The organism is Rhodomicrobium sp. R_RK_3, from assembly GCF_002198715.1.
Lineage (GTDB): Bacteria > Pseudomonadota > Alphaproteobacteria > Rhizobiales > Rhodomicrobiaceae > R-RK-3.
The window spans coordinates 160,266-186,688 of the sequence record NZ_MWLK01000021.1 but is presented as its reverse complement, the minus strand read 5'-3'; the positions used below and the strand labels follow the sequence as shown (position 1 = coordinate 186,688).

Here is a 26,423-nt window from a genome sequence, read left to right as displayed (position 1 = left end):
TCGGGTGAATATGCGCAAATTTTACGAGATTTATCCTCGCGGAAGGCGCGGCGAAGCATGATTTATTCCATCCAGTATCTCCGCGCGCTCGCCGCCTGCATGGTGGTGTTCTTTCACGCCGCCGATCATTTGGTGAAATATTTCGCCATCCCCTCGGTCTACGCGGTCGGCGCGGCGGGGGTGGACATCTTCTTCGTCATCAGCGGGCTGATCATGTGGCTGACCACCGCCGGCAAGCCCATCTCGCCCGGCAGCTTCATGTGGCGGCGCATCACGCGCATCGTGCCGCTCTACTGGCTGGTGACGCTGGTGATGTTCGCCATGCCGTTCGTGTCCGGCACGATCGCCGGCGGCATGCCAGCCGACCCGAACCACCTGCTGGCCTCGATGCTGTTCATTCCCCGGCCGAGCCCGGTCGATCCGTCGATGTATTTCCCGGTCTACACGCCCGGCTGGACCATCAATTTCGAGATGTTCTTCTACGTGATCTTCAGCCTTTGCCTGCTGGCCTCTACGGCGTCGCTGCGGGCTGGCGCGCTGCTGGCCGCGCTGACCGGGCTGGTGGCGGCGGGACTCATCCTGTCGCCCGGCGGAGTTCTCGGGTGGCTGGCCTCGCCGATCCTTTTGGAATTCGCAGCCGGGGTCGCCATCGGGGCGATGTACACATCGGGCGTGGTGCTCCCGCGCACGCTGGCCTGGATCGCGCTGATCGGCGGCGGCCTCGCGCTTCTCGGACTGGGTCTGGCGGGCGCGACACTGCATACCCGCGTCATCCTCTGGGGCATTCCCGCCATCTTCATCGTGCTCGGCGCACTCTATCTGGAGCGCCACGGCGCGGTGCGCGAGGTGCCCTTCCTGCGGCTTTTGGGCGATGCCTCCTACTCGCTCTACCTGACGCATCTGTTCGCGGTCGGGGCGGTCGCGGTGGTCTGGCACAAGTTCGATCTCTGGCACACGACCGAAGGCGGCGCGGCCTTCTTCCTCGCGGCCTTCGCCGCCAGCATCGTGCTCGCGCTGCTCAGCTATTTCTATGTCGAGACGCCGCTGCTCAAACTCTCGCGCATCCTGCGGCCGGGCATCATCGGCCAGCCCGTCAAGTCGAATACGGCGCTATAGCGGGGCGCCGGGCGCCGGCGATTGCGACAATTGCCGACCGACCATCTGCGCCTTGACGATATAGCGCTGATCGCCATGCGTCACCGCATCCAGCGGCCAGCAGGTCGAGAGCACCAGCCCATAGCCATCCGCCTGTGCGTCGATGCCCGAGGCGTTCCACGGCACCACATCGGTGGCGGTGATGCGGAACCAGACGATGACGCCATCGGCGCGCGTCACCCGCAGCATGTCGCCATTGCGGATGTCGCGCAGGAAGGTGAAATGCGTGTCGCGATGCGCCGCGATCACCGAGGTACCGCGCTCGCCGGGCGCCGGCGTGCCGTCGAGCAGGCCGGGGCCGAAGGCGAGCGCCTCGCCGCTGCCGCCCTTCAGGATGATGGCGCTGGCGCCGAGGCGCGGCACCTCCAGCCGGGCGACCGGCCAGGTGTCGGCCCAGGACCACGCCTTCACCGGCTGCCCTGTCGCGAGGCTTTCGGCGAAGGCGCTCTCCAGCAGGATTTGCGCCAGTCCGGCTTTGGCGTGCATATAAAGGCCCTTGCCGATCAAGGCGAGGCCGATCAGGCCGAGGAGGACGGCAGCCGCCATCGCCGGACGCGCCGGCGGCTGCATTTTTGAGCGAAGCGCGGAAACAGCCGCCAGCTTCATCGACATTACTCCCATTCCGCCTCGCGCCGGGACTGCCGCCGGGCGATGACGAACAGCGGCACATTGGCGATCAAGATCAGCAGGCCGAGCCAGAGATAGAGCGGTGCGTCGCTCGCGGTTTGCGGCAGCGCCACGTTGGTGAACTGCTGCTTCGCTGCCTGCTGCGCCTGTGCCGGGCTCTGCCCTGCGGCGATGGTCTGCACATAGGCCGCGTCGAGCTTCAGCGCGTCTCCCTGATCCGGCGCGGGCACGACGCCGCCATCCTGCACCGGACCGTTGCCGCGCTCGCCGCCGCGCTTGCCGAACACCTTGTCGAAGTCCCAGCCGGCGGGCAGGTTGAGCGGCAGGTCGGCGCGGACGAGCGTGGCGCCCGCCGGACGGCTCGGCGTCTTGTCGACCGCAACGAGACTGGTCAGGCGGCTGATCAAACTATGCTCCAGCGCCAGCGTCAGAATGCGCTGATCGGCGCTCGCCTGACTGATATGGCCCATCGTCACCTCGACCTCCGCATCGGCGATCTTCTCGCGCGCCCACAATTTCGACAGCCCCTTGCCCTCGGCGGACCCGGAGAGCGGCAGTGTCGCCGTCCAGGGCCGGTCGCCGATCATGCCGCTGATCTCAGCCTTACCGCCCATGCTCGACAGTTTTGCGGCGATTTGCAGGGTTTCTCCCGCATAAAGGTCCGGCAGAACCCGTGGCGTCACGTCGGCCCCGCTTAGCGAGAATTTGACGCTGAGATCGGTCACCGCAGGCTTCTCCAGCTTGTTGAACAGCGCGCGCATCCGCTCCTCGACCTGGGTGCCGCTGCCGATGCGCGTGAAGCTGCCGCGACCCAACTCGGCGGCGTGGCGCATCAGATAGGAGTTGGGCGCCGAGCCGATGCCGACCATGAAGACCCGCGAGCGGCCCAGACCGGATGCGATGGTCTCGAACAATTGCTGCTCGTTGCCGATGGCGCCGTCGGTGAGGAAGACGACCTGCCGCAGCATTTCGGCACCCGCGCCGCCATCGTCGGTGAGCGCCGCCTTCATCGCCGGCACCATTTCCGTGCCACCATTGGCCTGCAGAGCCGAGACGAACGTTTGAGCCTGGCCGACATGTTCCATGTCCGCTGGCACCGCGCCAGGGAACAGCACCTCCATCGTGTCGTCGAAGCGCACGACGTTGAAGCGGTCGCCCGGCTTGAGCTGGCGCAGGCCGTAGAGCAGGCTGGATTTGGCCTGAACGATCGAGCTGCCGCCCATTGAACCGGAATTGTCGATGACGAAGATGATTTCGCGCGGACGCGGCGCCTGGGCCTGCGACAGCACCGGCGGGGTGACGAAGGCGAGCAGGTAATCGGTGCCGCCGAGGCGCTCGTGGAACAGGCCGGCGGCGGGCGCCTGCCCGGCTTTGGGTTCCCAGGTGAGCTCAAAGTCCTTGTCGGCGGGGACGGCGCCTTCGATTTTCACGATGCGGCTGTCCTCGCTCGGGCTTTCGGTTTTGACCGTGTGGTAGGCGCTCTTGACCTCGCCGAGCGGGAAGCCGGCTTGCAGGCGCACGGTCAGCGTCACCGGATTGACGGGCGCGTTGTCGCGCGGGTCAAGCACCGGCGGCTCGATGCGGTCGCGGTCCGGCACCGGATCGCTGATCTGGCCCCAGCCCTTGCCGCCGAAATCGACGGTCTGCACCAGGGGCTTCGGATTGTAGCGTGGAGCGACGACCAACGGCACGCGCAGCGAGAAGCGGTTTGCCGATTGCGGCACGCTCTGCTGATATTCGATCTGCACGACGATGGTCTCGCCGGGGCCGATATTGGCGACCGAATTGGTGAACATGTTCGGCCGCTCCTGCTCCATCAGCGCCGCTTTCTTGCCCTCGCGCTTGGCCTCCTCATAGATGCGCTTGGCCTCCTGGCGCTCCTTGATGTCGCCGATGATGATGCGGTCGCCGATCACCATTTTGAGGCTGTCGACGGCCGAATTTTCCGGCAGCGGGTAGACATAGACGCCCTCGACCCAGTTTTCGGTCGGGTTGTAGAAATGCTGGGTGACGCGGGCACGGGCGGTCGGACCGGAGACGGCGATGTCGATATCGGTGCCGACCAGCGGCGCCGCGACATAGCGGCCTTCCTCGACCGCCTTGAACAGCAGCGTCCCCGAGCGGGCATCGCCCGGGCGCATGGTCGGTACGCCGGCCTGGGCGGCGGCAAATGCAATTATGGAAACTATAGCCGCAAGTATCAGGTGGAGACCCGGCATCATGGCAAAGCTCCGGCGGCTGCCGGCTCGAAAATATTGCGGAAACATCGGGGGTGACCTCTGGTCGTCATTGGCGGGGGTTCAATGCCCACAAACCTTCACCGATGCGGCCGGGAGCTTCGAGCGTCTTCTTCGCGATAGTTCGGCAAGGAGCCGCCGCGAACCGCCACGAACCGCTTGCATCCTTCGTCGCTTTACGGGTATGTGCGGTTCATTACGGTTTTTGGCGGAGGGAGCACGCCGTGTCGGGCCGCTCTGAGCAGTCTTTGGCGGATGAGGAAAGCCGGGCGGCGGCCTCGAGCATCGCCGAGGAACTGGCGCGCCGCCGCATGACCCGCCAACAGCTTGCCGCGCTTGCCAAAATCAGCCTATCTACGCTCGAGAAAGCGCTGTCCGGCAGGCGGCCATTCACCCTGGCCACGCTGGTGCGGATCGAGGAAGCGCTCGCCGTCAATTTGCGCCAGCGCAATTCCGTACCGCTGAACGACACGCCGTTCGGGCTCGCCCCGGACGGGCTGGGCTCCTATTCGCGCCCCGCCGTCGCCTGGATGGAAGGCGATTACGTCACACTCCGCCCCTCCTTCAGCGAGCCCGAGGCGATCTACGCCTATCTCACCCAGATCCGCTGGGATCAGGTGGCGTCAAATCTGGTATTCACGGAATCCGAGCGCATCGACGCGGAATATACGCAAGGCGGCGTGGTCTCGGCCCCGCATCAATCCGGGCACATCTATCTCGTCACCAACAAGCACGGCCAGTACCGGCTCATCATCGTCGCCCGGCCGACCATCCGCGGCGAATTGCACGGCATTCTGACCACCTTGCAGGTGGGGCGGGGCGCGCAGCTCACGCCCGTCGCCACGCCCATCGTGCTGACGCCGCTGAAGGCGATGCCTTCGGCCGAGTTCGGCCGCATCAAACCCGGCCAGCCCTGCTATGCGCCCTATCGCGGCCTGCTGCGGCGCACGGTCGAAGAGCCCTTCGCGCTGTTCCTGAAAGCGGTCTGACAGCGCTTCGATCGAGCTCCGGCAGCTCCCCCTCGCCTTCGGCTCCCGCGACCATCCACGCTCGTCGTCCCGGACACCACGAAGCGGTGAGCCGGGATCCAATCATCCATCCGCGAATGCTGCGGCAAGAGGCGAGGCGAGTGGGCCCCGGCTCTGACGGCCGGGGCGACGAATGTGAGGTTTCGGCATGGGGGCTTCGCTCTCGCCCGAGGCTATTCCACCAAGGCGCGGCGGCCGAGATCGGTGATGAGTTGCTCGGCGGGGCGCAGGTCGTAGCCAGCGTCCTGAGCCTGCGCCAAAACCGCCTCGATCGGCGCGCCGAGCGCCACCTGCGAGGCCGCCCAGAGCAGCGACGAGCGGTTGCCGGTCCGGCAATAGGCCAGGATCGGCCCGTCCGCATCCTTCAGGATTTTTGCGAATTCGGCGACCAGTTCAGGCGTCAGCGTTTGCATCGTGAACGGCAGGTTGAAGAAGGCGACGCCATGCCGAGCCGCTTCCTCCTCCAGATCCTTCGCCTTGGGCTGGCCGAAAAAGGCCTCGCCATCCGGCCGGTTGTTCACGATCACCTTGATGCCGCTCGCGGCGAGCTCTTCCAGCTCGTCGAGCTGGATCTGTCCGGCCACGGACGTCTTTTCGTCGATTGGAATCAGCTCCGCCATGTTCAGCTCCATGCCGTCGGCGTTGATGTGGTGTCTGTTCTCAGCGCAAATCATAGAGCGATTTGGCTGGAAAGATACGAACTCTGATGGCTCGATGCCGAATGACGGCGGCCGCCGGAACGTGTAAATTTGCCACATACGCGGAAAAGTTCGGCGGCGCGAGGCTTTCGTTCATCGGAGCGACAGCCATTTCCGCGCATTCTGGCGGGATCATGTTCGCCCGCTTTCGAGCCGCTTCAGGGAAGCAATCGCCATGCACAGGCGCGACTTTCTCAAGTTCGGCGCTGCCTTGGCCGGAGCCGCGCTACTTCCGCATTTAGCCCGTGCTCAGGAGCGCTTCATCGTCGAGCAGGGCGCCTGGCGCAAATTCGAAATCATCTCGCGACTGAGTTTCGCAAGGCCGACGCGCGGCCGGCTGCAAGCCTGGGTGCCGGTCCCATCGATCGACGAGGATAGCTGGGCAAAGCCCCTCGGCAGCGACTGGCGCACCAATGCCAAGATCGCCAAACTCGAAACCGATCCTGCGTCGGGCGCCGAAATGGTCTATTTCGAATGGCCGGACGGCGACGCCGCGCCGGTTGCCGAAGTCAGCAGCGAGGCGTCGACGCGCAGCCGGCTGACCGAATTCGCCAAGCCGCGCCGCCCCGTCCCTCTCACCGCCGAGGAACGGCGCCGCTATACCGCCTCTACGACCACCGTGCCGATCGAGAGCCAGCCCTGGGGCGCGGCCGCCGCCATCGTCGAGAATGCCAAGACCGACCTCGGCAAGGCCATGGCGGTCTATGAATGGCTGGTGGCGAAAAAAACCTGCGGCGCTGGCGATCTGGCTGCCCTGTCCGCACTGACCCCAGCCGTCGAAAGCGACGCTGCCCCGCGCTGCAGTCGTCTCAACGGACTCTATGTGGCACTGGTCCGGGCACTCGGCCTGCCCGCCCGCTCCGTCTACGGCGTGCGCGTCGCGCCGTCGCAATTCGGCTTTGCGAGCCTCGGCGCCGCCTCCGACGACATCACTCATGAGGAGCATTGCCGCGCCGAAGTCTGGCTGGAGGATTATGGCTGGGTGCCGGTCGATCCGGGCGATGCCCGGCGCGTCGCCGAGCACGAGCCGCCCGAGCCGCAAGCCGGGGGCGAGCCGAAGGCGGTCGCCGCGCGCGTGACACTGTTCGGCGCCTGCGAGGGCAATTGGATCGCCTATAATAACGCGGCCGATATCGTGCTGCCGCATTCCGCCGCCAACCCGATCCCGTTCCTGACGCGCCCCTTAGCCCAAACCGCCGACGCCCGCCTCGGCGATGGCGGCCCGGAGGGTTTCGCCTATAAGGTCACGGTGCGGGAATTGCCCGCTTGAGGCGCGCGGGCGGCGCAATGGGGTTGCAGCGGGGCAGATTCCGGTCAATATACACGTCAAATCAATCCCGAAGGGCTTGACCGATGGATAAATTCACCGAATTGACGGGCGTCGCCGCGCCCTTGCCGATGCTCAATATCGACACCGATATGATCATCCCGAAACAGTTTTTGAAGACGATCAAGCGCACCGGCCTCGGCGCCAACCTCTTCCACGAGATGCGTTTCGATACGAACGGCACCGAAGTGCCTGAATTCGTGCTGAACCGGCCGGCCTACCGCAAGGCCAAGATCCTCGTCACCGGCGCCAATTTCGGCTGCGGCTCGAGCCGCGAGCACGCCCCCTGGGCGCTGCTCGATTTCGGCATCAAATGCGTGATCGCGCCGAGCTTTGCCGACATCTTTTACAACAACTGCTTCAAGAACGGCATCCTGCCGATCGCCCTGCCGCAATCGGAGATCGACAAGCTGATGGATGACGCCTCGCGCGGCTCCAATGCCACGCTTACCGTCGACCTTGAGGCGCAGGAGATCCACGGCCCGGATGGCGGCGTCATCCATTTCGACATCGATCCGTTCCGCAAGAAATGTCTGGTGGAGGGCCTCGACGATATCGGCCTGACCCTCACCAAGCAGGACAGCATCGCAGATTACGAGACCAAGGCCCACGCCGCGCGGCCTTGGGGCTGATCGGTCAGCCGTCTCGGCGGGCCGCGACCTGGCTAAGCCCGTTCACCCACCCGCCTTCGCGCGGCGCCCTCTCTCGCAACGGGAGAGGGCGCGAAACGTTCGTCGGACGCACAACAGCCTCCCCCTCCTGAGCGCTTGCAACCAAGCAACCGCCGAAACGCTCGCGGAGCCGCAATGGTTGCGCCCGTACCGGGTCTATTTTTATAAGCTTATCGGTTCTTTGTTGTTAGAGCCAGGCGCCTTTGCGCTTAGCATAGCGTGGGTATGAGGCGCCGCGTCCATTGGGGCGCGGCGGATGGTCTTCCACGCAAATGCAAGACTGGGGCGGAAACTATGCGGAAACTCTGGCTATTGGCGCTTTCTCTCGGGCTTGGCGCGACGGGCGCCGCCCAGGCGCAGACGAAGGAGGTCACCTTCGGCTATCAGGACATGGTCGTTCCCTTCCGGGTCGCGCAGGCGGCGGGAGCCGTCGAGAAGGCGACCGGCACCAAGATCACCTGGAAGCAGTTCGGCGGCGGCGGCGATGTCATCCGCGCCTTTGCCTCGGGCGACCTTCCCATCGGCGAGGTCGGCTCCAGCCCGGCGGCGACGGCGGCGGCGCAAGGGCTCGACGTGCAGGTGATCTGGATCCTCGACGACATCAACAATGCCGAGCAACTCGTCGCCCGCAACGGCTCCGGCATCGGCGCGCTGGCTGACTTGAAGGGCAAGAAGGTCGCGACGCCCTTCGTCTCGACCGCCCATTATCAATTGCTGTTCGCGCTGAAGAAGGCCGGCGTCTCGCCCGGCGATGTGCAGACCGTCAATCTGCGCCCCGCCGAGATCGCGGCGGCCTGGGAGCGCGGGGACATCGACGCGACCTTCATCTGGGACCCGGTGCTGTCCAAGGTGAAGGCGAATGGCAAGGTCGTGCTCTCGGCGGCCGATGTCGCCAAGCAGGGCGCGCCGACTTTCGACGCCATCATCGTCGACCGGGTCTGGGCGGAGAAGAACAAGGCCTTTGTCACCGCGCTGGTCAAGGAAATCGCCAAGGCGAACGAAGCCTATAAGGCCGGCAAAGACAAATACACCAAGGAGTCCGAAGAGGTGAAGGCCATCGCCAAGACCGTCGGCGGCTCGCCCGAGACGGTGCCGGCGACGCTCGCAGATTACGCCTTCCCGACGCCCGCAGAGCAGGCGAGCGATGCGTGGCTCGGCGGCGGCAAGGAGTCCGGCGTCGCCAAGGCGCTGGCCAATACGGCGGTGTTCTTGAAGGAGCAGGGCCGGATCACCGACATCCCGGCGGATTTCGGCAAGTTCGTCAACCCGGAGTTCGCCGCCGCTGCCGCGAAATAGATTGCGGGGGCGAAGACCTCAGGCACAATTGATGCTGCAAAAAAGGCCCCCTCACCCACCCGCCTTGCGGCGGGAGCCCTCTCTCTCGAGGGGAGAGGGCAAGCGGGCCGCCTCTCGTTTTTCAGCCCTCTCCCCTCGTGGGAGAGGGCGGGCGCGAAGCGACCGGGTAAGGGGGAGCCGCTTGCGCAGGCTCTAATGCTTCGTCCGTTCTCTCCGAAAGGAAGCCCTTGCCAGCGCTCGACATCACCGGTCTCTCCGTCCGCTACCAAAGCGCCTCCGGCATCGTCGAGGCGCTTTCGGCTGTCGATCTTTCCATCGAGGACCGCGATTTCGTCGTGGCTCTCGGCGCCTCCGGCTGCGGCAAGACCACGCTGCTCTCCGTCATCGCCGGCTTTCTCGCGCCCTCTGAGGGCATCGTCCGCCTGCATGGCCGCGAGCTGCATGGGCCGGGCGCCGACCGGGGCGTGGTGTTCCAGCGCCATGCGCTGATGCCCTGGCTCGACGTCGCCGACAATGTCGCCTTCGCCCTGAAAATGCGGGGCCTCCCCCGCGCCGAGCGCCAGGACATCGCCGCCGAAAAGCTGCGGCTGGTCGGCCTCGCGGGGTTCGAGCGCAAGATGATCTACGAGCTGTCAGGCGGCATGCAGCAGCGCGTCGGCATCGCCAGGGCGCTCGCCTCCGACCCGGATGTGCTGCTGATGGACGAACCGCTCGGCAGCCTCGACGCCCTGACCCGCGAGCAGCTTCAGGAGCTGATCCTGAACGTCTGGGACCGCACCGGCAAGATCATCTTCTTCATCACCCATTCGGTCGAGGAAGCGCTGTTCCTGGCCACCAAGCTGATCGTCATGACGCCCCGGCCCGGCAAGATCGAGAAGACCTATCAGCTCGATTTCTGCCGCCGCTATCTGGCGGGCGGCGACGCGCGGGCGGTCAAGTCGCATCCCGAATTCATCGCCATTCGCGAACAGGTGCTGGCCGACATCCAGCAGCGCAACGGCCAGGGAGCCTCCGCCGATGCTTGACCCGGCCGGACGGCGCCCGGCGCCCGCGCGCGGCCATGCCCGGAAGACCAGCCGCTACCGCCAGCTCGGCGAAGGCTCGGGCCTCGCCTACAGCATCGTTGCCCTCATCGGAGCCGGCGCGCTGTGGTGGCTGCTGACGCGCAACCTCTCCTTCGCAATCTGGCTGCCGTGGGGCGGGACGCTGCCGGTCGAGCTGCCGCTGCTGAAGCCGTTATTCCTGCCCAAGCCGGAATCGATCTGGTTCGCCTTCCGTCAGGCCATGAGCGGCGAACTCGACAATCACACTTTGCTCAGCCATTTCGCGGCGAGCCTTGCCCGCGTCTTCACCGCCTTCGCGCTCGCCGTCATTGTCGGCATCCCGCTCGGCATCGGCATGAGCGTCAGCCCGGCGGCGCGCGGCCTGTTCGACCCGTTCATCGAATTCTACCGGCCGCTGCCGCCGCTCGCCTATCTGCCGCTGATGATCATCTGGTTCGGCATCGGCGAACTGGCCAAGGTGCTGCTGCTCTTCCTCGCCATCCTCGCGCCGGTCGCGCTCTCGGCGCGGGCGGGCGCCCGGTCGGTCGCACAGGAGCAGATCCAGGCGGCACTGTCGATGGGGGCGAGCCGCCGGCAACTCGTCCGCTACGTCGTGCTGCCTGCGGCGCTGCCGGACATTCTGGTGGGCCTGCGGATCGGCATGGGCGTCGGCTGGACAACGCTGGTCGCAGCCGAAATGGTCGCCGCCGACGCCGGGCTCGGGAAGATGGTCTACAACGCCTCCAATTTCCTGCGCACCGACGTCGTGGTGCTCGGCATACTCGCCATAGGCCTCGTCGCCACGGCTTTCGAGCTGGTGATGCGGCTGATCGAGCGCTGGGCCGTCCCCTGGAAAGGAAGGGTTTAGCGCGGCCGCCGTAATGATGTCGGGCATAGCTGTACAAACGACGGCAACATCAATTCGCAATTATGAACGCGCGACGTTGTAAAATTCCTGATAAAGTTAAATAACGTCGGATGGAATAACAAGCAAACTGCAGTTTTTTTGCGGATATTTGAATTTACATTGCAGAATTACTTCTTTTGGAGCGCGGAAAACTGAGCCTATGATTTTGCAGACCGGGAAGTGGTGAGCGTTCTGCTCGTGGCTCAACCCGGCCGCAACATCGGCAGCGCTGGCAGCGCGGCCAGGAGGAATGATCCATGACAACCACCCCATCGCGCCGCGCGTTCCTTGCCGGCACCGCTGGTTCGCTGGCCGCCCTTGGCCTCGCCAACGCCGCCGCCGCGCAGGCCAAATCCACCGGCGACGAACTCGCCGCCATTCCCGAGCTGGCGCCGCAATGGAAGAGGCTCGATCTGGCCAAGATCCTGCAAAAGCGCGCCGCCTTCGTCTCGGTCAGCCAGAACAATTCGCTCTACCGCGACTGGGGCGCGCAGGCCGGCGAGCGCCATTGGGAGCGCGGCAGCCTGCCCGCCACGGTCAAAGTCGCGCAGGCCGCCCGCAAGGCACAGAATTTCGTCTCCTTTAGCTGGGTCGGCTATGCCGTGTTCCGTGAGACCTACCCGCAGTCGGAATTCGACAAGGTGCAATATGAGACCTGGGTCGAGGGCCTGAATTTTTCGCCCGAGAAGAAGAAGGCGGACAATGAGCTGGTCGATGAACTCAAGGCGCTGGTCCGCCCCGGCGATCTCGAATTCAACGAGCTGGCGCTGCAGACCGCCTTCGCCGGCACGCAATTGCCGCTGGAACTCGCCCGCAAGCGCGTCGAGGTCATCGTGCTGACCGGCATCCACACAGACTTGTGCATCGAGGGCAATGCCCGCGCCGCCCGGGACAACGGCTATCTGCCGATCGTTATCGGCGACGCAACCGGCACGCAGAAGCCGGCCCAGCTCGCCCCAGCGCTCGAGCGCATTAACAATTTCTTCGCCCCGGTGATCTCCTCGGACACATTCGTGAAGCTGCTCGGGCAATCGGCTTAGGCAAATTCTGGGCCGCCGCACCTTCGGGCGCCGCGGCTCAGAAAAATCCTTTCGAAGGCAACGGCGTGCCGTTGACGGCGAGGTCTCCGATAGCGCGGGCCTTGTAGCTCGACGGGTTGTGCGTGGCGAGCGTGCGGGCATTGCGCCAATGCCGGTCCAGATTGAGCGAGCGCTTGGTCGCCGAGGCGCCCCCGACATCGAAGAGCAACCCGCCGCTGCGAATAGCGAGTTCATCCACCACGACCTTGGCCTGGGCCGCGCGCAAGGCGGCCTCCGCATCGAGCGCGACGGCGGCGGCCGGATCGCCCCGCTCGCGGGCTTCGCCCGCCCGCCCCAGCGCCTCGGCGGCGGCGAGCACCACGGTCTCGGCGGCGAACGCGTTGCTGGCGATCTGACCGATCACCTGCTGCAGGATCGGATCGTCGGCCGGGCGCTCGGCGGGAGCGTAGTAGAAACTCCGCTCTCGGCTGCGGACGAGTTCCGTCGCATCGCGCAGGACGGCGCGCAGAATGCCCGCATTGACGGCAGTGAGATAGAGCTGGGCGTGGGTGTTGTAATAGGCTCGGCCGAAGCCGATTTCCGCGCCGTCGAAGACCACCTCCCCCTCATGGACATGCACGTCGGAGAAGCGCGTCGTCCCGGTGCCGGTCAGGCGCTGTCCCGCGCCGTCCCAATCGTCCAGCACCTCGATCCCTGCCCGCGCCACCGGTATGACGACCGATGCGGGAACATCATCGGGCCCGGTGGCGCGGACAAGGACATGATCGGCATAGATCGTGCCGGTACTATAATATTTGACGCCATTGAGCCGATAGCCGTCCGCGCCGCGCGTCAGCGTGGTGGCGAGGGCGACATTGCCGACTTTGGGGCTTTCGAGCTCGGCGCTGGCGAGCCCGATGATCGCGCCTTCGGCGACCGCCTGCCGCCACCTGCGCCCGGGCGCGTCTTCCGGAAAGCGCGCGTAGAGCTCGACGAAGGAAAAGTGGTTGCGCAGGATATGCGCGACATTGGCGTCCGCCTCGCCGAGCCGAATCACGATTTCGAACAAATCCCTGAGCGAAGCGCCGCCGCCGCCATGTTCGGACGGCACCCGCAGAGCGCCGAGCCGCGCCCGCCGGATCGCATCGATCTGCGCGAATGGCAGGACGCGCTCGCGCTCCCGCTCGGCCTCGCCCTCCGCGATGCCGGCGAGAAGGGCCTGCAGCTGGGCAGATTCGGCGGTCAGGGGAAGCTGCGTCGCGGCCTTGGTCATGCGCGGTCCAATCCATGGTTTCCGCCTCAGGCTAGCCTTCAAACCGGCACGCCTTAAATATGAAAAACCGATTTGCTTATGCGTTTTTCGCGATGGCGGGCTAAGGCTCGCCGCGTCTCCTCGCCACGCTGAGGCCGGGACGGGACATCGGCAGCCGCCCGGCCGCGCCACTTGCGCCAACCAGCCAACGACGCTGGATTTGTTCGATAAGGTTCGCCTGACCGGACCGTCACGGCGTCTCGCCGGCGAGCGAGCGCCCTCGCAGGTCCCGGGCCCGCGCACGGGCTCCGGGAAGCCGGTCAGCATGCCGGCAGCAAAATCGCCCTACCCGCGGGTGAGCGAAATCGAAATGCCCTTGATCCCCGCACCGGCGGCGGACACGTTCACCGAATGGGTCTGACCCGTGAGCGCGATAGAGATCGTCCCTTCGATGGTGCCGGAGAAGTTCAGGTTCATGGTCGTGCCGCTCGCGCTGCCGGAGACGTCGCCGGTGGCATGGAACGTGCGCTCTTCCCACTGGCCGGCAACGCCGGTCGCGGTCTCGGTAACGAGGCTGCGAAGTTCAAATTTCCGGGTCGGAGAGCTGCAAAGGCTCACGATCGACAGGCCGTTGCCTTCCGACTTGAGGCCGTAATAGCCCCGGCAGGAGAGCTGTTCGCGCGTGCCGTCCTCCAAAACCAGATCGCCCGCCCCCTGCCAGCTCCCGACAAGTTTCTTGAACAGCGGAGTGGCGTCGGCGTGAGCCAACGAGGAAACCATCGAAGCTCCCGCGAGGACGACCAGTGCCGCGGCTGCAAGTTTTGAAATCCGTGTCCGCATCAGTTGAGTCTTTCTTCCCATCTTTGCCCCTGCCCTGACCTTGCATGTCTTTTAGGCCGTCCCAAGGCGTCGCAGGTGATCCGTAAATGCGAGCGGCGCCGCGTCCGCGTCCGCCTTCACCCGACCGCATCGCCCCGTCATAACCGCCCCCGCGCGATTCGCCCGGAACCCCCGGCGCGAGCTGTTGTTATGCCACCCGACCAAGGAGAAATCCCAGATGCATCACAATACGGATCCGGCATTGCTGGATTGCATCGAGAAATGCTGGACCTGCCGCGATACCTGCCAATCCGTGCTGTTCAACTATTGCCTCGAAAAAGGCGGCAAGCACGCCGAGGCGGATCATGTCCGGCTGATGGTGGACTGCATCCAGATCTGTCAGACCAGCGGCGATTTCATGACCAGAAACTCGCGAATGCACGCCTCGGTCTGCACCACCTGCGCGGCGATCTGCGAAGCCTGCGCGCGCTCCTGCGACGCCGTCGGCGACGCCGAGATGCGCCGCTGCGCCGAGGCCTGCCGCGCCTGCGCCAAAAGCTGCTGGGAGGTCGGCCGCCGCGCCGGGCTGATGGCGTAGTTTTGCCCATAAATCTGTGCATCAAGATCACAGTTGCCGGGCGGTTTTCCGTAAAATCGGGCTTGCGGCTTGCCCATCATTCTGTTTCCCATTAGCAACAGGTTAATCAATGGGACCGACCGGGCGTCACCGCGCCGCCCACTGCCGAGAGTTATCAATGCCGACATTTGACGTGCTGCTCCTGCCAGGCGATGGCATCGGGCCGGAAGTTATGGGTGAAGTCGAACGCGTGATCGCATGGCTGAACGCGCGCGGCGCGGCCCGCTTCAACACCGAGACCGACCTCGTCGGCGGCTGTGCCTATGACGAGCACGGCGTCGCGATTTCCGACGCCACCATGGCCAAGGCGATGAAGGCCGATGCCGTCATGCTGGGCGCGGTCGGCGGCCCGAAATGGGATAATGTGCCTTACGATGCGCGCCCCGAGGCCGGGCTGCTGCGCCTGCGCAAGGATATGCAGCTCTTTGCAAATCTGCGCCCCGCCATCTGCTACCCGGCGCTTGCCGACGCCTCCTCTCTGAAGCGCGAACTGGTCGAGGGGCTCGACATGATGATCGTGCGCGAGCTGACCGGCGGCGTCTATTTCGGCGCGCCGAAGGAGATCGTCACGCTCGAGTCCGGCGAGCAGCGCGCCGTCGACACGCAGGTCTACACGACCGGCGAGATCGACCGCATCGCCCGCGTCGCCTTCGAACTCGCCCGCAAGCGGCGCAACAAGGTGGCCTCGGCCGAGAAGCGCAATGTGATGAAATCCGGCGTGCTCTGGAATCAGGTGGTGACGAAGCTGCATCGCGAGGACTACGCCGATGTTGAGCTGAGCCACATCCTTGCCGACAATTGCGCCATGCAGCTCGTGCGGTCGCCGAAGCAGTTCGACGTCATCGTCACCGACAATCTGTTCGGCGACATCCTGTCGGACGCCGCGGCGATGCTGACCGGCTCGCTCGGCATGCTGCCCTCCGCCTCGCTCGGCGCGCCGGATGCGGCCGGCAAGCGGCCGGCGCTTTACGAGCCCGTCCACGGCAGCGCGCCCGACATTGCCGGCCAGGGCGCCGCCAACCCGATCGCGACGATCGCCAGCTTCGGCATGGCGCTGCGCTACTCGTTCGATATGGGGCGCGAGGCGGACATGATCGACACGGCTATCGCCCGGGTGCTCGATAAGGGCCTGCGGACGGGCGATATCATGCAGAACGGCATGCGCAAGGTCTCGACATCCCAGATGGGCGGGGCCGTCATCGAGGAGCTTGAGGCGCTGGCGGCGTAAGCTTCCGGGTTGGGAGAAGCGGAGGGCGCTTCTCCCAGGCAGTCCCGGCGTTCGCGTAATGCATCGCGTTCAGGCGTAAGAGAGAGGCAAGCGGGGCGATGACTGATCATTTCAGTGTCATCGGGTTCAACGCCGGCTCGGCGGAAGAGCTGGCCGAAATGGTGAGTAAACTGCCCGACACAGGCGCCTATTCACAGCCTTGCGCGCCCGGCTATTACTATCGCTGGCACTCCGATAGCGGCTCGGAACTCTGGGTGCATCTGGCGGCCGGCGGCGGAGACGAGAAGCTCGATATCGTCGGGGTGACGCCCTATTTCAGCGGCAGCGGGCGGGTGCCCGTCAGGGTCATGAAGAAGCGCCAGCGCCCGACCGACAACGCTTTCGAAGGCGCAGTCTTCGTCGAGATCGAGCCGGGACCGCGCCCGCGCCAATGCTCGACCGTGGCATTGCTCGACGTCGTCGATTACGCCGTGTGGGCCAATCGCGTCACGCCGTTCATGGCCGTGGCGCAGATCGCCGCCTTCCCGCATGACCTCATGGTCTTCCCCGACGAGGATGCCTTCGCCCGCGCCCAAATCGGCCAGACGGTGCAGTTCACCCCCGAAAGCTTCTTCGCCAGCGGCCTGTTCTCCTCCGGCGAGGCCGGCTCCGCGGCTGTCTTCCACGATCCCAGCGCCGACGAATTTACCGCCGCCTCCCGCGCCTTCTTCGCCGGCCGCGTGCTCTCGGTGGAGCAGCGCCGCAACAGCGTGACCGGCCAGGTTTTTCATGCGGCGCAGGTGAAAATCCTCGGCGGCACAGTCGATGTCGTCGCCGATACCCGCCAGCTCCGCGGCGAACTCGCGCCAGGCTGCGTCATTCAGGGCGAATTCTGGCTGTGCGCGCGCTTGATTGAGGGCAGCGGTCACGCTTAATATGGAAAGCCTTTCACCGGCATCCGCTTGCCGGTCCGGCACGGGTTCCATCATGCGGCTGGTCGGGCCGGCGAAAGTACCTTCTTCATGATCTCTTGGGAAAAGGCGCGCCATGTCGCCTTCACGCTCGCGGCCGGGGTCGCGGGCTCGCTGTCTCTGCACGCGCTCGGCACGCCCGCCGCATGGCTGACCGGCAGCATGTTGACGGTCTCCGCGCTGGCGCTCGCCGGGCTGCCGGTCTACATGCCCGTCATCGTCCGGCAGGTGGTGTTCCTGATGCTCGGCGTCTCGATCGGCTCGGGCTTCACGCCGGCGATCATGGAGAATGTGGCGCGCTGGCCGATCAGCATCGGCATCCTCGGCGTGACGGTGGTCTTCGTCATCCTGGGGTCGGCGGCGTTTCTCATCCTCTACGGCAAATGGAGCCGCGCGACCGCCCTGTTCGCCTCCGTCCCCGGCGCGCTCTCCTATGTGGTGGCGATGTCGCTGCGCTCCTCGGCCGATACGCGGCTGGTGGTGGTGGCGCAGATGCTGCGCATCGTGGCGCTGCTCGCCGTCCTGCCTTCGCTCATCACCCTGTCCGTCGCCGCCGATCGCCTCCCGGTGCCGCAGGTCAGCGGCTATCTCGGCGTGCTGGTCGAAGCGGCCGTCGGCGGCGTCATCGGCTATCTCCTGGAGAAGCGCAATTTTCCGGCCGGCATGCTGTTCGGCGGCATGGTCAGCGGCGCTATCCTGCATCTGTCCGGCGGGCTGGTCGGCTCGATGCCGCCCGGCTTCCTCATCCCCTGCCAGCTCCTGCTCGGCTGCACCATCGGCGTCCGCTTCATCGGCACGCGCATCAGCTTCCTGCTGCAGGCCTTCGTGCCGTCCATGGGATCGTTTCTGATCGCCCTGCTGATCTCAGCCGTCGGCGCCGTGGTGGTCGCCTCGACGCTCGGCCTGCCCTTCGGACAGGTCATCGTCGCCTTCGCGCCCGGCGGCATCGAGGCGATGACCATCCTCGCCTTCGTGCTCGGGCTGGACCCGGCCTTCGTCGCCACCCATCAATTGGTGCGCTTTCTCGGCCTGTCGCTGCTCTTGCCGGTGATCGTGAAATATTACCTGCGCGATCCGGCGATCTGACCAAGGCGGACCGCACCGGCCGCCCTTGCCCGACCTATCTCGAAGGGCATTGATAGCCCCCGAACCGGCCGGCGATGATGATTTCGGCCTCCGACCACCTGTAGCAGCCTGTGGTGGCGCAACGGGACACGCGGCTGTCGCAGGATTGTGGGCAGCCAATCAGGTCGTCGCGGAAGCGGAGATAGCAGACCTTGCGGCAGATCCGGCGCTGGCCGTAGCAGAACTCCACCACATCGTCCGCCGTCGGCCCGTCGTCCGCGTTGAGCCGTTCGTCCGGATAGGTTTTATGGGGTGACTTCAGGTCGGTCGCGTGAAGCGGCGCGCCGGCGCCCGCGACGACGAAAGCCAGGAACAGACAGCAGCATAATCGATTAGCCCAGCGCACCCCGGCCTCCGCCAAAAACCCCAACGCGCCAGCTAACGATTATTTCGTGCCTTTACTGTGTTGACAGATAGGCATTTTTCGCACAATCGCGGTCGCAATCCGGGCGCTCGCCTGACCGCTTTTCGTCATGCGTATGAACCACATGCCATGAAGCGTCGCGATTTCGCCATCATGGCGCCGCAAGTTTGTATACAAATATGCCACCTGCGGTGAGGTGCGTATGTTCCAACTCCCATCACTCTTTATGCTGCTTGGGCTGACATTCTGCTTTCTTCCCTCGCACAGAGTTTGGGCCCAGCAGTTCAACGAAAACGATATTGTCTACGAGGCCGGGCGCAACAAGATCGGGCTGATCCGCTATTGCCGGACCAAGCGGTTGCTCGAGCCGACCATCGCCGACCAGGCCATCACGGCCGTCGAGACCACCTTGCGCGAGCTGCCCTCGAGCGAGACCTTCGACCGTGAGCAGGGCGAGCGCGCCCAGCAGGCCGGCGAGGACGGTTTCTGGGACATCGGGCGCCGGCGCGACATTGCCAGTGTGGCCGAGCTGTTTCGCACCACGCCGGCGGACCTCTGCCAGGAATGGGCCGTTGAAACACTGAGGGCGCAGGCACCGAAGCGTTTCCGGGAGGTCAAGACGATCACGGTTGTGCCGTTCGTCCAGCCTTTTGAGCCGCTGCCGCAAGCCGAGCCGGCCGTGTCGCCGAGACAGGGGGACGGGCTGCCCGCCCTCGCGGCCGCGCTGGCGGGGCCGCCCCGTCTTGCTCCGCCGCCGGCATTGCTGCCGCCGCTGCCGGAGAAGGCGCCCTTGCTGCCTCCGGAGGCCGAACTCGCCTCATTGGAACCCGCCGCGCCGCCACTTGTGAAATCTCCACCTGACCATAGGGCCGGATCGGAGCCGATGAGCCGCGAGCCGACCCCGGCGCCAAGCGCCATGCCGGACATTTCGGAGCAAGCGACGGCGTCTCTCCCGGAGCCGGTGGAGGCCGAGCCATCGCCCCCCAGCAAGCCGACGGTCACCGCGGCGCTCCCCTCGCGCGTCCTCCAGGACCCCTCGCACCCGCTTTGGGCAAAGCGCTCCGCCGCCCAGCCGGGGACGCCGAAAAGGTGCCTGATGCCGGGATGCAAATGGCCGACGCCCCAGGAAAGAAGTTTTTGGCGATATTGACGGAATGCCGCGCTATGCGTGGTCCGGCCATGCCGGAATGGCCAGGCTCGACAAAGCGGGCCGGGCGAACAAAAAGCCCTGCATCAGGCAAACATCCAGATCGCGCAGCACGTCATATTCGCCGATCGTCTCGACGCCCTCGCAAATCGTGTTGATGCCGAGGTCGCGCAGCATGGCGAGCGTGTTCTTGACCACGGTCCGCTTCACGCTGTTGGTGTCGATGTCGCGGATCAGCTCCATATCCAGCTTGACCAGATCAGGCTGGAACTTGGTGAGGAGGCCAAGCCCCGCATAGCCGGCGCCGAAATCGTCGATCGCCGTTTTCAGCCCCTGCGCCCGGTAGGACTGCAGGATATTGAGAATATGGGCCGGCTCGTAGCTTTCGCTCTCGGTGAATTCGAAGATGATGCGGTCGAGGGGGAAACCCGTGCGCAAGGCGGCAGCAAGCGTCAGTTGAATGCAGGCGGTCGGCTCGTAGACAGCGTTGGGGAGAAAGTTGATCGAGACGCACTCGCCGCGCCCGGAAATGTCGAGCTTGGCGGCAAGCTCGATGGCGGTGGTCCGGCAGAGCTGATCGAAAGCATAGCGGTTGTCATCGGAGACTTGCTCAAGCACATAGCCCGCGCCCTGCCCGTCCGGCCCGCGCACCAGCGCCTCATGGCCGAAGATTTGCTGCGCCTCCACATTGACGATGGGCTGAAAGGCCATGGTGATGGGCATGTCGAACCCAACACCGTCACGGCAGCCGACGCAACTCATTTCAGCAACCCATCTCCAACGCACCGCGGCGTTATCCTAGGCACCGGACATGAAGAGTCCGTGTAGATCCGCCCGCCTCCGGGAAGCCCCGAATGGACGGCCCAACGCCGGCCGAGATATGGTTCGCCGCAACAAATTCTTCCTGCCCTATCGGATGGACACCACATTTCTCGACGAACAACTGTGCTATTGCTCAGGGTCGGAATTTATGGTGCCCCGTAGAAGGATCAATGACTGACTGGGGAGGGTGTGATGCAGCGCATTGTCTTCCTCGTGCTGGCGCTCGTCTTCTGCTGTGTCTTGGCTAAAGCCGAGAGCCGCGCCGAGTTTTGCGCCCGCTGGCATAAGGTGTGCCGGACCACTTGCCCAACCGGCGTGTCCAAGGCGACGTGCAACGACACCTGCGCGGGCCGCATCGGCCTCTGTCAGCAGAGCGGCTGCTACAATTTCAGGCAGATGGGGCCTCAATGCGAGGGCGATCCCGTGCCAACCTGCTCGGAGCGCCATCAGCGATGCCTCAGCGCCGGGAATGGCGCGAAAGGCTGCGATGCGAGAAAGGCGGCGTGCCTGAAAACGGGCAGGTGGACCGGACGAGCCGGCAGCGACTTCGGCCCCACCCGGAAGCAATAGGCCTGACCGCCGCCGACGGGATGTTCCGCGCAACCGGCCGCATGATCCGCCTTGCCCAGCCAATGGACAACACCATCTATGAGGCGTACAAAGCCCCGTTCGTAAAACTCAGGAAGAATTTTAAAATGAGCTACAATGTCGCCGTCGTCGGCGCCACGGGCAATGTGGGCCGCGAAATGCTGAATATCCTGGCCGAACGCGAATTTCCGGCCAAGGAGGTGTTTGCCATCGCCTCGCGCCGGTCGCAGGGGCTCGAGGTGTCTTTCGGCGACAAAACGCTCAAATGCAAAGATCTGGAGACCTTCGACTTCTCGCAATGCGACTTCGCGCTCTTGTCGGCGGGCGGAGACATTTCGAAGGAATGGGCGCCGCGCATCGCCGCGACCGGCTGCGTCGTCATCGATAATTCCTCCGCATGGCGCTACGACATGGACGTGCCGCTGATCGTGCCGGAGGTGAATGCCGATGCCGTCGCCGGCTTCCGCAAGAAGAACATCATCGCCAATCCGAACTGCTCGACCGCACAACTCGTCGTCGCGCTGAAGCCGCTGCATGACGCCGCCGTCATCAAGCGCGTGGTCGTCGCCACCTATCAGTCGGTGTCGGGCGCGGGCAAGGATGCGATGGACGAGCTGTGGACGCAGACCAAGGGCATCTTCGTCACCGATCCGCCCACCGCGGAAGTCTTCACCAAGCAGATCGCCTTCAACGTCATCCCGCATATCGACCGCTTCATGGAAGACGGCTCGACGCGCGAGGAATGGAAGATGATGGTCGAGACCAAGAAGATCCTCGACCCGAAAATCAAGCTGACGGCGACCTGCGTTCGCGTGCCGGTGTTCGTCGGCCATTCCGAAGCGGTCAATATCGAGTTCGAGAAGCCGATCTCGGCCCAGGAAGCGCGCGACATCCTGCGCGAGGCGCCGGGCGTGCTGGTGGTCGACAAGCAGGAGGACGGCGGCTACGTGACGCCGGTCGAATGCGTCGGCGACTACGCCACCTATGTCTCGCGCATCCGCGAGGACCAGACCGTGGAGAACGGCCTGTCGCTGTGGATCGTGTCGGATAATCTGCGCAAAGGGGCCTCGCTCAACACGGTGCAGATCGCCGAGCTCATCATCAACCGGCAGTTGCTGAAGGCGCGCGAAGCCGCCTGATCGCTTTTCCGCGCGGCGGGCCATATGCCTGCGGCGCGGCTTCCCCGCCCCAAGTCAGCGTCATCTTCCCGTGGAATTCACTCCCTCACTGCTCGCCCTCGTGCTGGGCGCGTTCCTGCTCGCGGGCGGCATCAAGGGGCTGGTCGGCGTCGGCCTGCCGACCGTCGCCATCGCGGTGCTGATCAACGCCATCGAGCCGCGCGACGCGATTCCCCTGGTCGTCATCCCGGCCATCGCGACCAATATCTGGCAGGCGCTCGACGGCGGGCGCGGCGTGGCGCTGGTCAAGCGCTTCTGGCCGTTGCTGGCGATGCTATGCGTCGGCACCTGGTTCGGCGTGGAAGTGCTGGCGTCGAGCAACCAGCGGCTGATGAGCGGCATTTTCGGCGCCATCCTGACGCTTTACGCCTTGGCGGGCCTATTGCGCCCTGCCCCGCCGCCGCCTGGGCGCGCGGAAGTCTGGCTGTCTCCGGTGATCGGCTTCCTGAACGGCATCGTCAACGGCCTGACGGGGTCGTACATCATCCCCGGCACCTTGTATCTGGAAGCCCTCCGCCTCAGCCGCGACGAGCTGATCCAGGCGATGGGCATCCTGTTTCTCGTCGCCAGCATGTCGCTGGGCGTCTCGTTGACGGGGCACAGCGTCATGACGGGGACGCACGCCCTGCTGTCGGGGCTGGCGCTGATCCCGGCGATGCTGGGCTATTATGGCGGGCAGCTCTTCCGGCAGCGATTGCCGGAAGGACAATTCCGGAAAATCTTCTTCGTATGCCTGGTTTTGCTGGGCACTTATACTTTCGTGACCTGTATTTTCTTCTAAGCCGCGCCGCTCACGCCCAGATCTCCATCCGCAATCCCTTCGGATCCAGCAGCGGCTCATCCGGGAACCTGCGCGCCTCGCCGCGCAGAACGCGGCGCGCCGTCCAGGCGCAGGCGCAGGCGTCGAGCATATCGTCCTCCCCGGCCTCGGCGGCGCGGAAGCGGCGCGCGCTCAGGAACTCCGCCGGATAGCCGGCCGCCTGCAGCAGCCCTCGCCGCAATGCCAGCCCCGCCGGATAGCCGCGCGACTTGACCTTCTTCGGCTCGGTCAGCGGCCGCATCCCGTTCATCGCCCAGAACGCGCCTTCCGGATGGCATTCGACGATCCGCGCCTGCAATTCCGGCCGCATCAGCGCATCCACCTCGCGGATTTTCGGGAAGATGTGGAAGCACTGCTTGGAGACCTTGCGCGGCGGATCCGAATGGGCGGCGGCGGCATCGCAGGCGCGCCAATAATCGGCCTCGGCCAAGGCGGCGCGGGCGGGCACGGTGAAGACCGACGATTGCCGCTCGCCAAGGTTTCGGCGCAAGGCCGTATCGCAGCCGCGCCCGCCGCTGCGCGCAAAATCCGGGATGCCGATCGGGATGTCGATGGCGATCCGCACGACGCCCTCCAGCGCGGCGATCTCGGCAATGTGCCTGGCGATAAACGCCTCGCGCGGCGCGCCCGTCTCCGCATCGGCCAGCACGCAGACCCAGCCCGCGCGGCAGCCGTCGACGCCGGCGACAAGAGCGGGATAAGGAAAAGTGGGAACCGGTTTTCCGCTCGTCATCCCGCTCTCAATGTAAGAACGAGATCACGCGACGGGCTCGACGGGCCAGGGCGCGGGCAACGCCCAGCGGTCCTGTGCGCCGATGAGGTTCAGCTCCTCTTCGCCGATGCTGGCGTCGATCACTGCCTCCAGCCCGCCCGTCGCCATGGACAGGGCATCCGGCGGCGTGCGCGAGCGCATGAGATAGGCCAGCATGAACGCCGCCAGCAGATCGCCCGTCCCATGCGGCACCTCATCGCGCCGGGCGACGGCGCAGCGCCAGGCATGGCCGCCCGCCGCCAGCAGATTGATGAGCTCGGCTTCGGTCTCGCCCGGCACCGAGGTCGCCAGCACCATGGCGCCGGCAGTGGCCGCCGCCGCCAGCACTTCATCGCGCGTCGCGACGCCCTGCCCCGTCAGCCACCCCAGTTCGAAGCGGTTCGGCGTGATCAGATCGGCGAGCGGCAGGAGTTCGCTGCGGATCGCCTTGGCGGCGTCCTCGGCGATGTAGAGCCCGCCCGGCTCGTCGCCGATAATCGGGTCGCAGCAATAGAACAGCCCAGGCTTCGCCGCTCGCAGCCGTTCGACCAGCGCCCGCGCCACCTCCACGTGCGCCGCGCTCGGCAGATAGCCGGTGAACACCGCGTCGATCCCGCCGAGCCAGCCATTGGCGTCCAGCGCCTCGATCATCTCGCCCAGAAGCTCAGGCCGGACGCGCTCGCCCGCCCGGTGCGGATAGTCGGGACGGTTGGACAAAATGATGGTCGGCAGGGCCACGACCTCGAGCCCGAGCCTTTGCCAGGCGAACACCGCCGCCGAATGGCCGACATGGCCGCGTGCAACTTGCGAGGACAGGCTGAGAATGGTCGGCATCGGGGGGCTTTCTGCAATCGGGCCTTTTGCGGCCGGGGTGCCTCAGCTATTTTGAGTAGCAACGCCGACACTACCTCCAGAGCTCCCAAACTCAAGGGTAAAACATGACCATTCGCCCCCGCCGCAGCGTCCTGTACATGCCCGGCTCCAATGCGCGCGCGCTCGAAAAAGCCAAGACCCTCCCGGCCGATGCCCTGATTCTGGACCTTGAAGATGCCGTGGCGCCGGAGGCGAAAGAGGCGGCGCGCGAGCAGGTCGTCGCGGCGGTGAAGGGCGGCGGCTACGGCGGGCGCGAGATCGTGATCCGGGTCAACGGGCTGGCGACCCCTTGGGGCGAGGCCGATCTGAAGGCCGCCGCTATCGCCGGAGCCGACGCCATCCTGCTGCCGAAAGTCCAGGCGGCGGCCGATCTGGAGGCCGTGCGCGCGGTGCTGCAAGGGGCAGGCGTTGCCCCGTCCCAGCCGCTCTGGGCGATGATGGAGACGCCGCTCGCCATCCTCAACGCCGCCGCCATCGCCGCCGCCGGTCCCGGCACCTATCCGCTCGTGGCCTTCGTCATGGGCACCAACGACATCGCCAAGGAAACCCGCGCTTCGCTCGCTGGCGGCCGCATCGGCATGCTGAGCTGGCTGTCGACCTGCATCGCGGCGGGCCGCGCCTACGGCATCGAAGTGCTCGACGGCGTCTTCAACGGCATCGGCGACGAAGCGGGCCTGCGGGCCGAGCTGGAGCAGGGTCGCCTGCTCGGCATGGACGGCAAGACGCTCATCCACCCCAGCCAGATCGAGCCCTGCAACGCGGTGTTCAGCCCTTCCGCCGAGGAGGTCGAGAGCGCCCGGAAAATCATCGCAGCCTTTGCTTTGCCCGAGAATTTGGGTAAGGGGGTGATCAGTCTCGACGGGCGGATGGTGGAGCTGATGCACGCCGAGATCGCCGAGCGGACGGTCGCCATCGCCGATGCGATCGCCGCGCGGGAGAACGCTTAGAGGGTTTTCCCGCGCCGCCGTTCTAGATAATGCCTCAGAACCGCATTGATCCGGGTCTGATAACCCGGCCCGGTCTTCCTGAAATAGTCGACGATATCCTCGTCCAGACGGATGCTGATGGCTTTTTTAGGCGGCGGAACCTTAAGTTCGGCGCCCGACCAATCAATATCCAGCGGCATCGCATCGGCGTCGCCTTCGACGGCCGCAGCGATGTCGTCGTCGCTCAGACGATCAAGTGCCTCCCAGTCAGTTTTCCCTTGGCGAGGCTTCTCCTTTGATCGCTTGGTAATAGGCTTCTCCTTCATTTGTGCGTGCCTTTCGCGCCGAAATTATACGGCAGCGGTCCGCTCTCATCGTGTAGACGACCGCAACGATCTGACTGCCCAGGCATCCGATTGCGAGCCAACGTTCTTCGCCGTCGCGATCAGATCGTTTGGAAAGAAACGGACCCTCAAAAACGCCATGAACATCTTCAAAATCTATTTTATGCGCGGCAAGATTTTTACGTCGCTTGCCCTCGTCCCATTCGAAATATTCGAATAACATTGCTTTGCACCAGCGGATGCAATCGCCATCCGCTCCCTTGCCGGTTGTGGCCATAGCGTGCGGGCGCACGCCGATGGCTGGCTCTTGTGCTGCAATTATATTTCCTTCAATCGACGTGATTATCGGACCGCATACTGATACGCGAACCGCCCTACGTCGGGCGGACATTTGTATATACATGTGTATTGACGCCGCAGCAAGCACGTCGGATTCATCGCAGCCTTTGCTTTGCCTGAGAATTTGGGTAAGGGGGTAATCAGCCTCGACGGGCGGATGGTGGAGCTGATGCACGCCGGGATCGCCGAGCGGACCGTCGCCATCGCCGATGCGATCGCCGCGCGGGGCTAGCCGAACGGGCCTTGAGTTGG

At 65.2% G+C, this 26,423-nt stretch carries 28 protein-coding genes and 1 pseudogene; 18 read left to right on the top strand and 11 right to left on the bottom strand.

Translation table 11 applies throughout. The features are described from left to right. Positions 1-57: 57 nt before the first annotated feature. Positions 58-1,116, top strand: a complete 1,059-nt coding sequence (locus BLEFHOIH_RS11780; RefSeq protein WP_088345615.1) for an acyltransferase — start codon at positions 58-60, stop codon at positions 1,114-1,116. On the opposite strand, the gene BLEFHOIH_RS11775 is transcribed toward BLEFHOIH_RS11780, so the two are convergent. Both BLEFHOIH_RS11775 and BLEFHOIH_RS11770 read right to left on the bottom strand, forming a co-directional pair. Beyond that, complete coding sequence (locus BLEFHOIH_RS11775; RefSeq protein WP_245296977.1) at positions 1,111-1,701, bottom strand: class GN sortase; 591 nt, start codon at positions 1,699-1,701, stop codon at positions 1,111-1,113. The genes BLEFHOIH_RS11780 and BLEFHOIH_RS11775 overlap by 6 nt on opposite strands. A gap of 65 nt (positions 1,702-1,766) precedes the next feature. Continuing rightward, positions 1,767-4,004, bottom strand: coding sequence for a marine proteobacterial sortase target protein (locus tag BLEFHOIH_RS11770; RefSeq protein ID WP_245296976.1), 2,238 nt, complete (start codon positions 4,002-4,004; stop codon positions 1,767-1,769). 239 nt (positions 4,005-4,243) lie between these two features. Between BLEFHOIH_RS11770 and BLEFHOIH_RS11765 the strand changes: the two genes are divergently transcribed. Continuing rightward, positions 4,244-5,008 (top strand): helix-turn-helix transcriptional regulator, encoded by a 765-nt coding sequence (locus BLEFHOIH_RS11765; RefSeq protein WP_088345609.1) that lies wholly within the window; start codon positions 4,244-4,246, stop codon positions 5,006-5,008. 212 nt (positions 5,009-5,220) lie between these two features. Here BLEFHOIH_RS11765 and BLEFHOIH_RS11760 read toward each other — a convergent pair whose 3' ends face one another. Beyond that, positions 5,221-5,667 (bottom strand): TIGR01244 family sulfur transferase, encoded by a 447-nt coding sequence (locus BLEFHOIH_RS11760; protein WP_170937116.1) that lies wholly within the window; start codon positions 5,665-5,667, stop codon positions 5,221-5,223. A gap of 253 nt (positions 5,668-5,920) precedes the next feature. Here BLEFHOIH_RS11760 and BLEFHOIH_RS11755 point away from each other — a divergent pair, with 253 nt between their 5' ends. The 6 genes from BLEFHOIH_RS11755 to BLEFHOIH_RS11730 all read left to right on the top strand — a co-directional run bounded on the left by BLEFHOIH_RS11755 (position 5,921) and on the right by BLEFHOIH_RS11730 (position 12,029). Beyond that, positions 5,921-7,015, top strand: coding sequence for a transglutaminase-like domain-containing protein (locus BLEFHOIH_RS11755; protein ID WP_088345606.1), 1,095 nt, complete (start codon positions 5,921-5,923; stop codon positions 7,013-7,015). A gap of 83 nt (positions 7,016-7,098) precedes the next feature. Then, complete coding sequence (gene leuD, locus BLEFHOIH_RS11750; protein WP_088345604.1) at positions 7,099-7,704, top strand: 3-isopropylmalate dehydratase small subunit; 606 nt, start codon at positions 7,099-7,101, stop codon at positions 7,702-7,704. 333 nt (positions 7,705-8,037) lie between these two features. Continuing rightward, positions 8,038-9,039, top strand: coding sequence for a taurine ABC transporter substrate-binding protein (tauA, locus tag BLEFHOIH_RS11745; RefSeq protein WP_088345602.1), 1,002 nt, complete (start codon positions 8,038-8,040; stop codon positions 9,037-9,039). 227 nt (positions 9,040-9,266) lie between these two features. After that, positions 9,267-10,064, top strand: a complete 798-nt coding sequence (locus BLEFHOIH_RS11740; protein WP_088345600.1) for an ATP-binding cassette domain-containing protein — start codon at positions 9,267-9,269, stop codon at positions 10,062-10,064. Then, positions 10,057-10,950 (top strand): ABC transporter permease subunit, encoded by an 894-nt coding sequence (locus BLEFHOIH_RS11735; RefSeq protein WP_088345598.1) that lies wholly within the window; start codon positions 10,057-10,059, stop codon positions 10,948-10,950. The genes BLEFHOIH_RS11740 and BLEFHOIH_RS11735 overlap by 8 nt, the downstream gene beginning before the upstream one ends. A gap of 296 nt (positions 10,951-11,246) precedes the next feature. Next, positions 11,247-12,029, top strand: coding sequence for a cysteine hydrolase (locus tag BLEFHOIH_RS11730; RefSeq protein ID WP_088345597.1), 783 nt, complete (start codon positions 11,247-11,249; stop codon positions 12,027-12,029). Positions 12,030-12,066: 37 nt separating this feature from the next. On the opposite strand, the gene BLEFHOIH_RS11725 is transcribed toward BLEFHOIH_RS11730, so the two are convergent. After that, positions 12,067-13,281 carry an acyl-CoA dehydrogenase family protein gene (locus tag BLEFHOIH_RS11725; RefSeq protein ID WP_088345595.1) on the bottom strand — a complete coding sequence of 405 codons (1,215 nt, stop codon included), beginning with the start codon at positions 13,279-13,281 and terminating at the stop codon, positions 12,067-12,069. Positions 13,282-13,605: 324 nt separating this feature from the next. Next, complete coding sequence (locus tag BLEFHOIH_RS11720; RefSeq protein ID WP_125461671.1) at positions 13,606-14,121, bottom strand: hypothetical protein; 516 nt, start codon at positions 14,119-14,121, stop codon at positions 13,606-13,608. Between the two features lie 196 nt (positions 14,122-14,317). Here BLEFHOIH_RS11720 and BLEFHOIH_RS11715 point away from each other — a divergent pair, with 196 nt between their 5' ends. From BLEFHOIH_RS11715 to BLEFHOIH_RS11700, 4 genes are all read left to right on the top strand, one after another. Next, on the top strand, positions 14,318-14,677 hold the full coding sequence (locus BLEFHOIH_RS11715; RefSeq protein ID WP_095407239.1) for a four-helix bundle copper-binding protein: 360 nt from the start codon (positions 14,318-14,320) through the stop codon (positions 14,675-14,677). Positions 14,678-14,834: 157 nt separating this feature from the next. Continuing rightward, positions 14,835-15,944, top strand: a complete 1,110-nt coding sequence (gene leuB, locus BLEFHOIH_RS11710) for a 3-isopropylmalate dehydrogenase (protein WP_088345591.1) — start codon at positions 14,835-14,837, stop codon at positions 15,942-15,944. A gap of 98 nt (positions 15,945-16,042) precedes the next feature. Continuing rightward, the gene (locus BLEFHOIH_RS11705; RefSeq protein ID WP_088345590.1) at positions 16,043-16,858 is read left to right on the top strand and encodes a hypothetical protein; all 816 of its coding nucleotides are present in this window, start codon (positions 16,043-16,045) and stop codon (positions 16,856-16,858) included. An 87-nt stretch (positions 16,859-16,945) separates the two neighbouring features. Further along, positions 16,946-17,980: an AbrB family transcriptional regulator gene (locus tag BLEFHOIH_RS11700; RefSeq protein ID WP_088345589.1), complete on the top strand. Its 1,035-nt coding sequence runs from the start codon at positions 16,946-16,948 to the stop codon at positions 17,978-17,980. A gap of 34 nt (positions 17,981-18,014) precedes the next feature. Here the strand turns inward: BLEFHOIH_RS11700 and BLEFHOIH_RS11695 are convergent, their stop codons facing one another. After that, positions 18,015-18,365 (bottom strand): hypothetical protein, encoded by a 351-nt coding sequence (locus BLEFHOIH_RS11695; RefSeq protein WP_125461670.1) that lies wholly within the window; start codon positions 18,363-18,365, stop codon positions 18,015-18,017. A 220-nt stretch (positions 18,366-18,585) separates the two neighbouring features. On the opposite strand from BLEFHOIH_RS11695, the gene BLEFHOIH_RS11690 reads away from it, so the two are divergent. Continuing rightward, complete coding sequence (locus tag BLEFHOIH_RS11690) at positions 18,586-19,533, top strand: hypothetical protein (RefSeq protein ID WP_125461669.1); 948 nt, start codon at positions 18,586-18,588, stop codon at positions 19,531-19,533. Between the two features lie 12 nt (positions 19,534-19,545). Here the strand turns inward: BLEFHOIH_RS11690 and BLEFHOIH_RS11685 are convergent, their stop codons facing one another. Beyond that, positions 19,546-20,253 carry an EAL domain-containing protein gene (locus BLEFHOIH_RS11685; RefSeq protein WP_245296975.1) on the bottom strand — a complete coding sequence of 236 codons (708 nt, stop codon included), beginning with the start codon at positions 20,251-20,253 and terminating at the stop codon, positions 19,546-19,548. A 291-nt stretch (positions 20,254-20,544) separates the two neighbouring features. On the opposite strand from BLEFHOIH_RS11685, the gene BLEFHOIH_RS11680 reads away from it, so the two are divergent. From BLEFHOIH_RS11680 to BLEFHOIH_RS11670, 3 genes are all read left to right on the top strand, one after another. Then, entirely contained in the window at positions 20,545-20,922 is a 378-nt protein-coding gene (locus BLEFHOIH_RS11680) for a hypothetical protein (protein ID WP_088345581.1), read from the top strand. 125 nt (positions 20,923-21,047) lie between these two features. After that, positions 21,048-22,079, top strand: coding sequence for an aspartate-semialdehyde dehydrogenase (locus BLEFHOIH_RS11675; protein WP_088345854.1), 1,032 nt, complete (start codon positions 21,048-21,050; stop codon positions 22,077-22,079). A gap of 70 nt (positions 22,080-22,149) precedes the next feature. After that, positions 22,150-22,899 (top strand): sulfite exporter TauE/SafE family protein, encoded by a 750-nt coding sequence (locus BLEFHOIH_RS11670; RefSeq protein ID WP_170937115.1) that lies wholly within the window; start codon positions 22,150-22,152, stop codon positions 22,897-22,899. Between the two features lie 10 nt (positions 22,900-22,909). Here the strand turns inward: BLEFHOIH_RS11670 and BLEFHOIH_RS11665 are convergent, their stop codons facing one another. Both BLEFHOIH_RS11665 and pdxY read right to left on the bottom strand, forming a co-directional pair. Then, on the bottom strand, positions 22,910-23,671 hold the full coding sequence (locus BLEFHOIH_RS11665; protein ID WP_088345577.1) for a DUF429 domain-containing protein: 762 nt from the start codon (positions 23,669-23,671) through the stop codon (positions 22,910-22,912). Between the two features lie 24 nt (positions 23,672-23,695). Further along, complete coding sequence (pdxY, locus tag BLEFHOIH_RS11660; protein ID WP_088345575.1) at positions 23,696-24,523, bottom strand: pyridoxal kinase; 828 nt, start codon at positions 24,521-24,523, stop codon at positions 23,696-23,698. 104 nt (positions 24,524-24,627) lie between these two features. Here pdxY and BLEFHOIH_RS11655 point away from each other — a divergent pair, with 104 nt between their 5' ends. Beyond that, positions 24,628-25,509, top strand: a complete 882-nt coding sequence (locus tag BLEFHOIH_RS11655) for a CoA ester lyase (RefSeq protein WP_088345573.1) — start codon at positions 24,628-24,630, stop codon at positions 25,507-25,509. On the opposite strand, the gene BLEFHOIH_RS11650 is transcribed toward BLEFHOIH_RS11655, so the two are convergent. Beyond that, the gene (locus tag BLEFHOIH_RS11650) at positions 25,506-25,814 is read right to left on the bottom strand and encodes a BrnA antitoxin family protein (protein WP_088345571.1); all 309 of its coding nucleotides are present in this window, start codon (positions 25,812-25,814) and stop codon (positions 25,506-25,508) included. The two genes, BLEFHOIH_RS11655 and BLEFHOIH_RS11650, sit on opposite strands and share 4 nt — an antisense overlap. Continuing rightward, a complete protein-coding gene (locus tag BLEFHOIH_RS11645) occupies positions 25,756-26,055 on the bottom strand; it encodes a BrnT family toxin (RefSeq protein WP_088345569.1) in 300 nt (99 codons plus the stop codon). The genes BLEFHOIH_RS11650 and BLEFHOIH_RS11645 overlap by 59 nt, the downstream gene beginning before the upstream one ends. 200 nt (positions 26,056-26,255) lie before the next feature. Here BLEFHOIH_RS11645 and BLEFHOIH_RS25945 point away from each other — a divergent pair. Further along, positions 26,256-26,403, top strand: a pseudogene (locus BLEFHOIH_RS25945) (CoA ester lyase); the annotation flags it as partial. Positions 26,404-26,423: the final 20 nt, after the last annotated feature.

Bases quoted from the DNA above. Each gene is read 5' to 3' on its own strand.
- BLEFHOIH_RS11685 (WP_245296975.1), bottom strand. From the start codon at position 20,253: ATGCCCATCACCATGGCCTTTCAGCCCATCGTCAATGTGGAGGCGCAG.
- BLEFHOIH_RS11650 (WP_088345571.1), bottom strand. From the start codon at position 25,814: ATGAAGGAGAAGCCTATTACCAAGCGATCAAAGGAGAAGCCTCGCCAA.
- BLEFHOIH_RS11680 (WP_088345581.1), top strand. From the start codon at position 20,545: ATGCAGCGCATTGTCTTCCTCGTGCTGGCGCTCGTCTTCTGCTGTGTC.
- BLEFHOIH_RS11755 (WP_088345606.1), top strand. From the start codon at position 5,921: ATGCACAGGCGCGACTTTCTCAAGTTCGGCGCTGCCTTGGCCGGAGCC.
- BLEFHOIH_RS11700 (WP_088345589.1), top strand. From the start codon at position 16,946: ATGATCTCTTGGGAAAAGGCGCGCCATGTCGCCTTCACGCTCGCGGCC.
- BLEFHOIH_RS11730 (WP_088345597.1), top strand. From the start codon at position 11,247: ATGACAACCACCCCATCGCGCCGCGCGTTCCTTGCCGGCACCGCTGGT.
- BLEFHOIH_RS11655 (WP_088345573.1), top strand. From the start codon at position 24,628: ATGACCATTCGCCCCCGCCGCAGCGTCCTGTACATGCCCGGCTCCAAT.
- BLEFHOIH_RS11780 (WP_088345615.1), top strand. From the start codon at position 58: ATGATTTATTCCATCCAGTATCTCCGCGCGCTCGCCGCCTGCATGGTG.
- BLEFHOIH_RS11735 (WP_088345598.1), top strand. From the start codon at position 10,057: ATGCTTGACCCGGCCGGACGGCGCCCGGCGCCCGCGCGCGGCCATGCC.
- BLEFHOIH_RS11775 (WP_245296977.1), bottom strand. From the start codon at position 1,701: ATGGCGGCTGCCGTCCTCCTCGGCCTGATCGGCCTCGCCTTGATCGGC.
- tauA (WP_088345602.1), top strand. From the start codon at position 8,038: ATGCGGAAACTCTGGCTATTGGCGCTTTCTCTCGGGCTTGGCGCGACG.
- BLEFHOIH_RS11675 (WP_088345854.1), top strand. From the start codon at position 21,048: ATGAGCTACAATGTCGCCGTCGTCGGCGCCACGGGCAATGTGGGCCGC.
- BLEFHOIH_RS11665 (WP_088345577.1), bottom strand. From the start codon at position 23,671: ATGACGAGCGGAAAACCGGTTCCCACTTTTCCTTATCCCGCTCTTGTC.
- BLEFHOIH_RS11715 (WP_095407239.1), top strand. From the start codon at position 14,318: ATGCATCACAATACGGATCCGGCATTGCTGGATTGCATCGAGAAATGC.
- leuD (WP_088345604.1), top strand. From the start codon at position 7,099: ATGGATAAATTCACCGAATTGACGGGCGTCGCCGCGCCCTTGCCGATG.
- leuB (WP_088345591.1), top strand. From the start codon at position 14,835: ATGCCGACATTTGACGTGCTGCTCCTGCCAGGCGATGGCATCGGGCCG.
- BLEFHOIH_RS11690 (WP_125461669.1), top strand. From the start codon at position 18,586: ATGTTCCAACTCCCATCACTCTTTATGCTGCTTGGGCTGACATTCTGC.
- BLEFHOIH_RS11645 (WP_088345569.1), bottom strand. From the start codon at position 26,055: ATGTTATTCGAATATTTCGAATGGGACGAGGGCAAGCGACGTAAAAAT.
- BLEFHOIH_RS11720 (WP_125461671.1), bottom strand. From the start codon at position 14,121: ATGGGAAGAAAGACTCAACTGATGCGGACACGGATTTCAAAACTTGCA.
- BLEFHOIH_RS11770 (WP_245296976.1), bottom strand. From the start codon at position 4,004: ATGATGCCGGGTCTCCACCTGATACTTGCGGCTATAGTTTCCATAATT.
- BLEFHOIH_RS11725 (WP_088345595.1), bottom strand. From the start codon at position 13,281: ATGACCAAGGCCGCGACGCAGCTTCCCCTGACCGCCGAATCTGCCCAG.
- BLEFHOIH_RS11705 (WP_088345590.1), top strand. From the start codon at position 16,043: ATGACTGATCATTTCAGTGTCATCGGGTTCAACGCCGGCTCGGCGGAA.
- pdxY (WP_088345575.1), bottom strand. From the start codon at position 24,523: ATGCCGACCATTCTCAGCCTGTCCTCGCAAGTTGCACGCGGCCATGTC.
- BLEFHOIH_RS11760 (WP_170937116.1), bottom strand. From the start codon at position 5,667: ATGGCGGAGCTGATTCCAATCGACGAAAAGACGTCCGTGGCCGGACAG.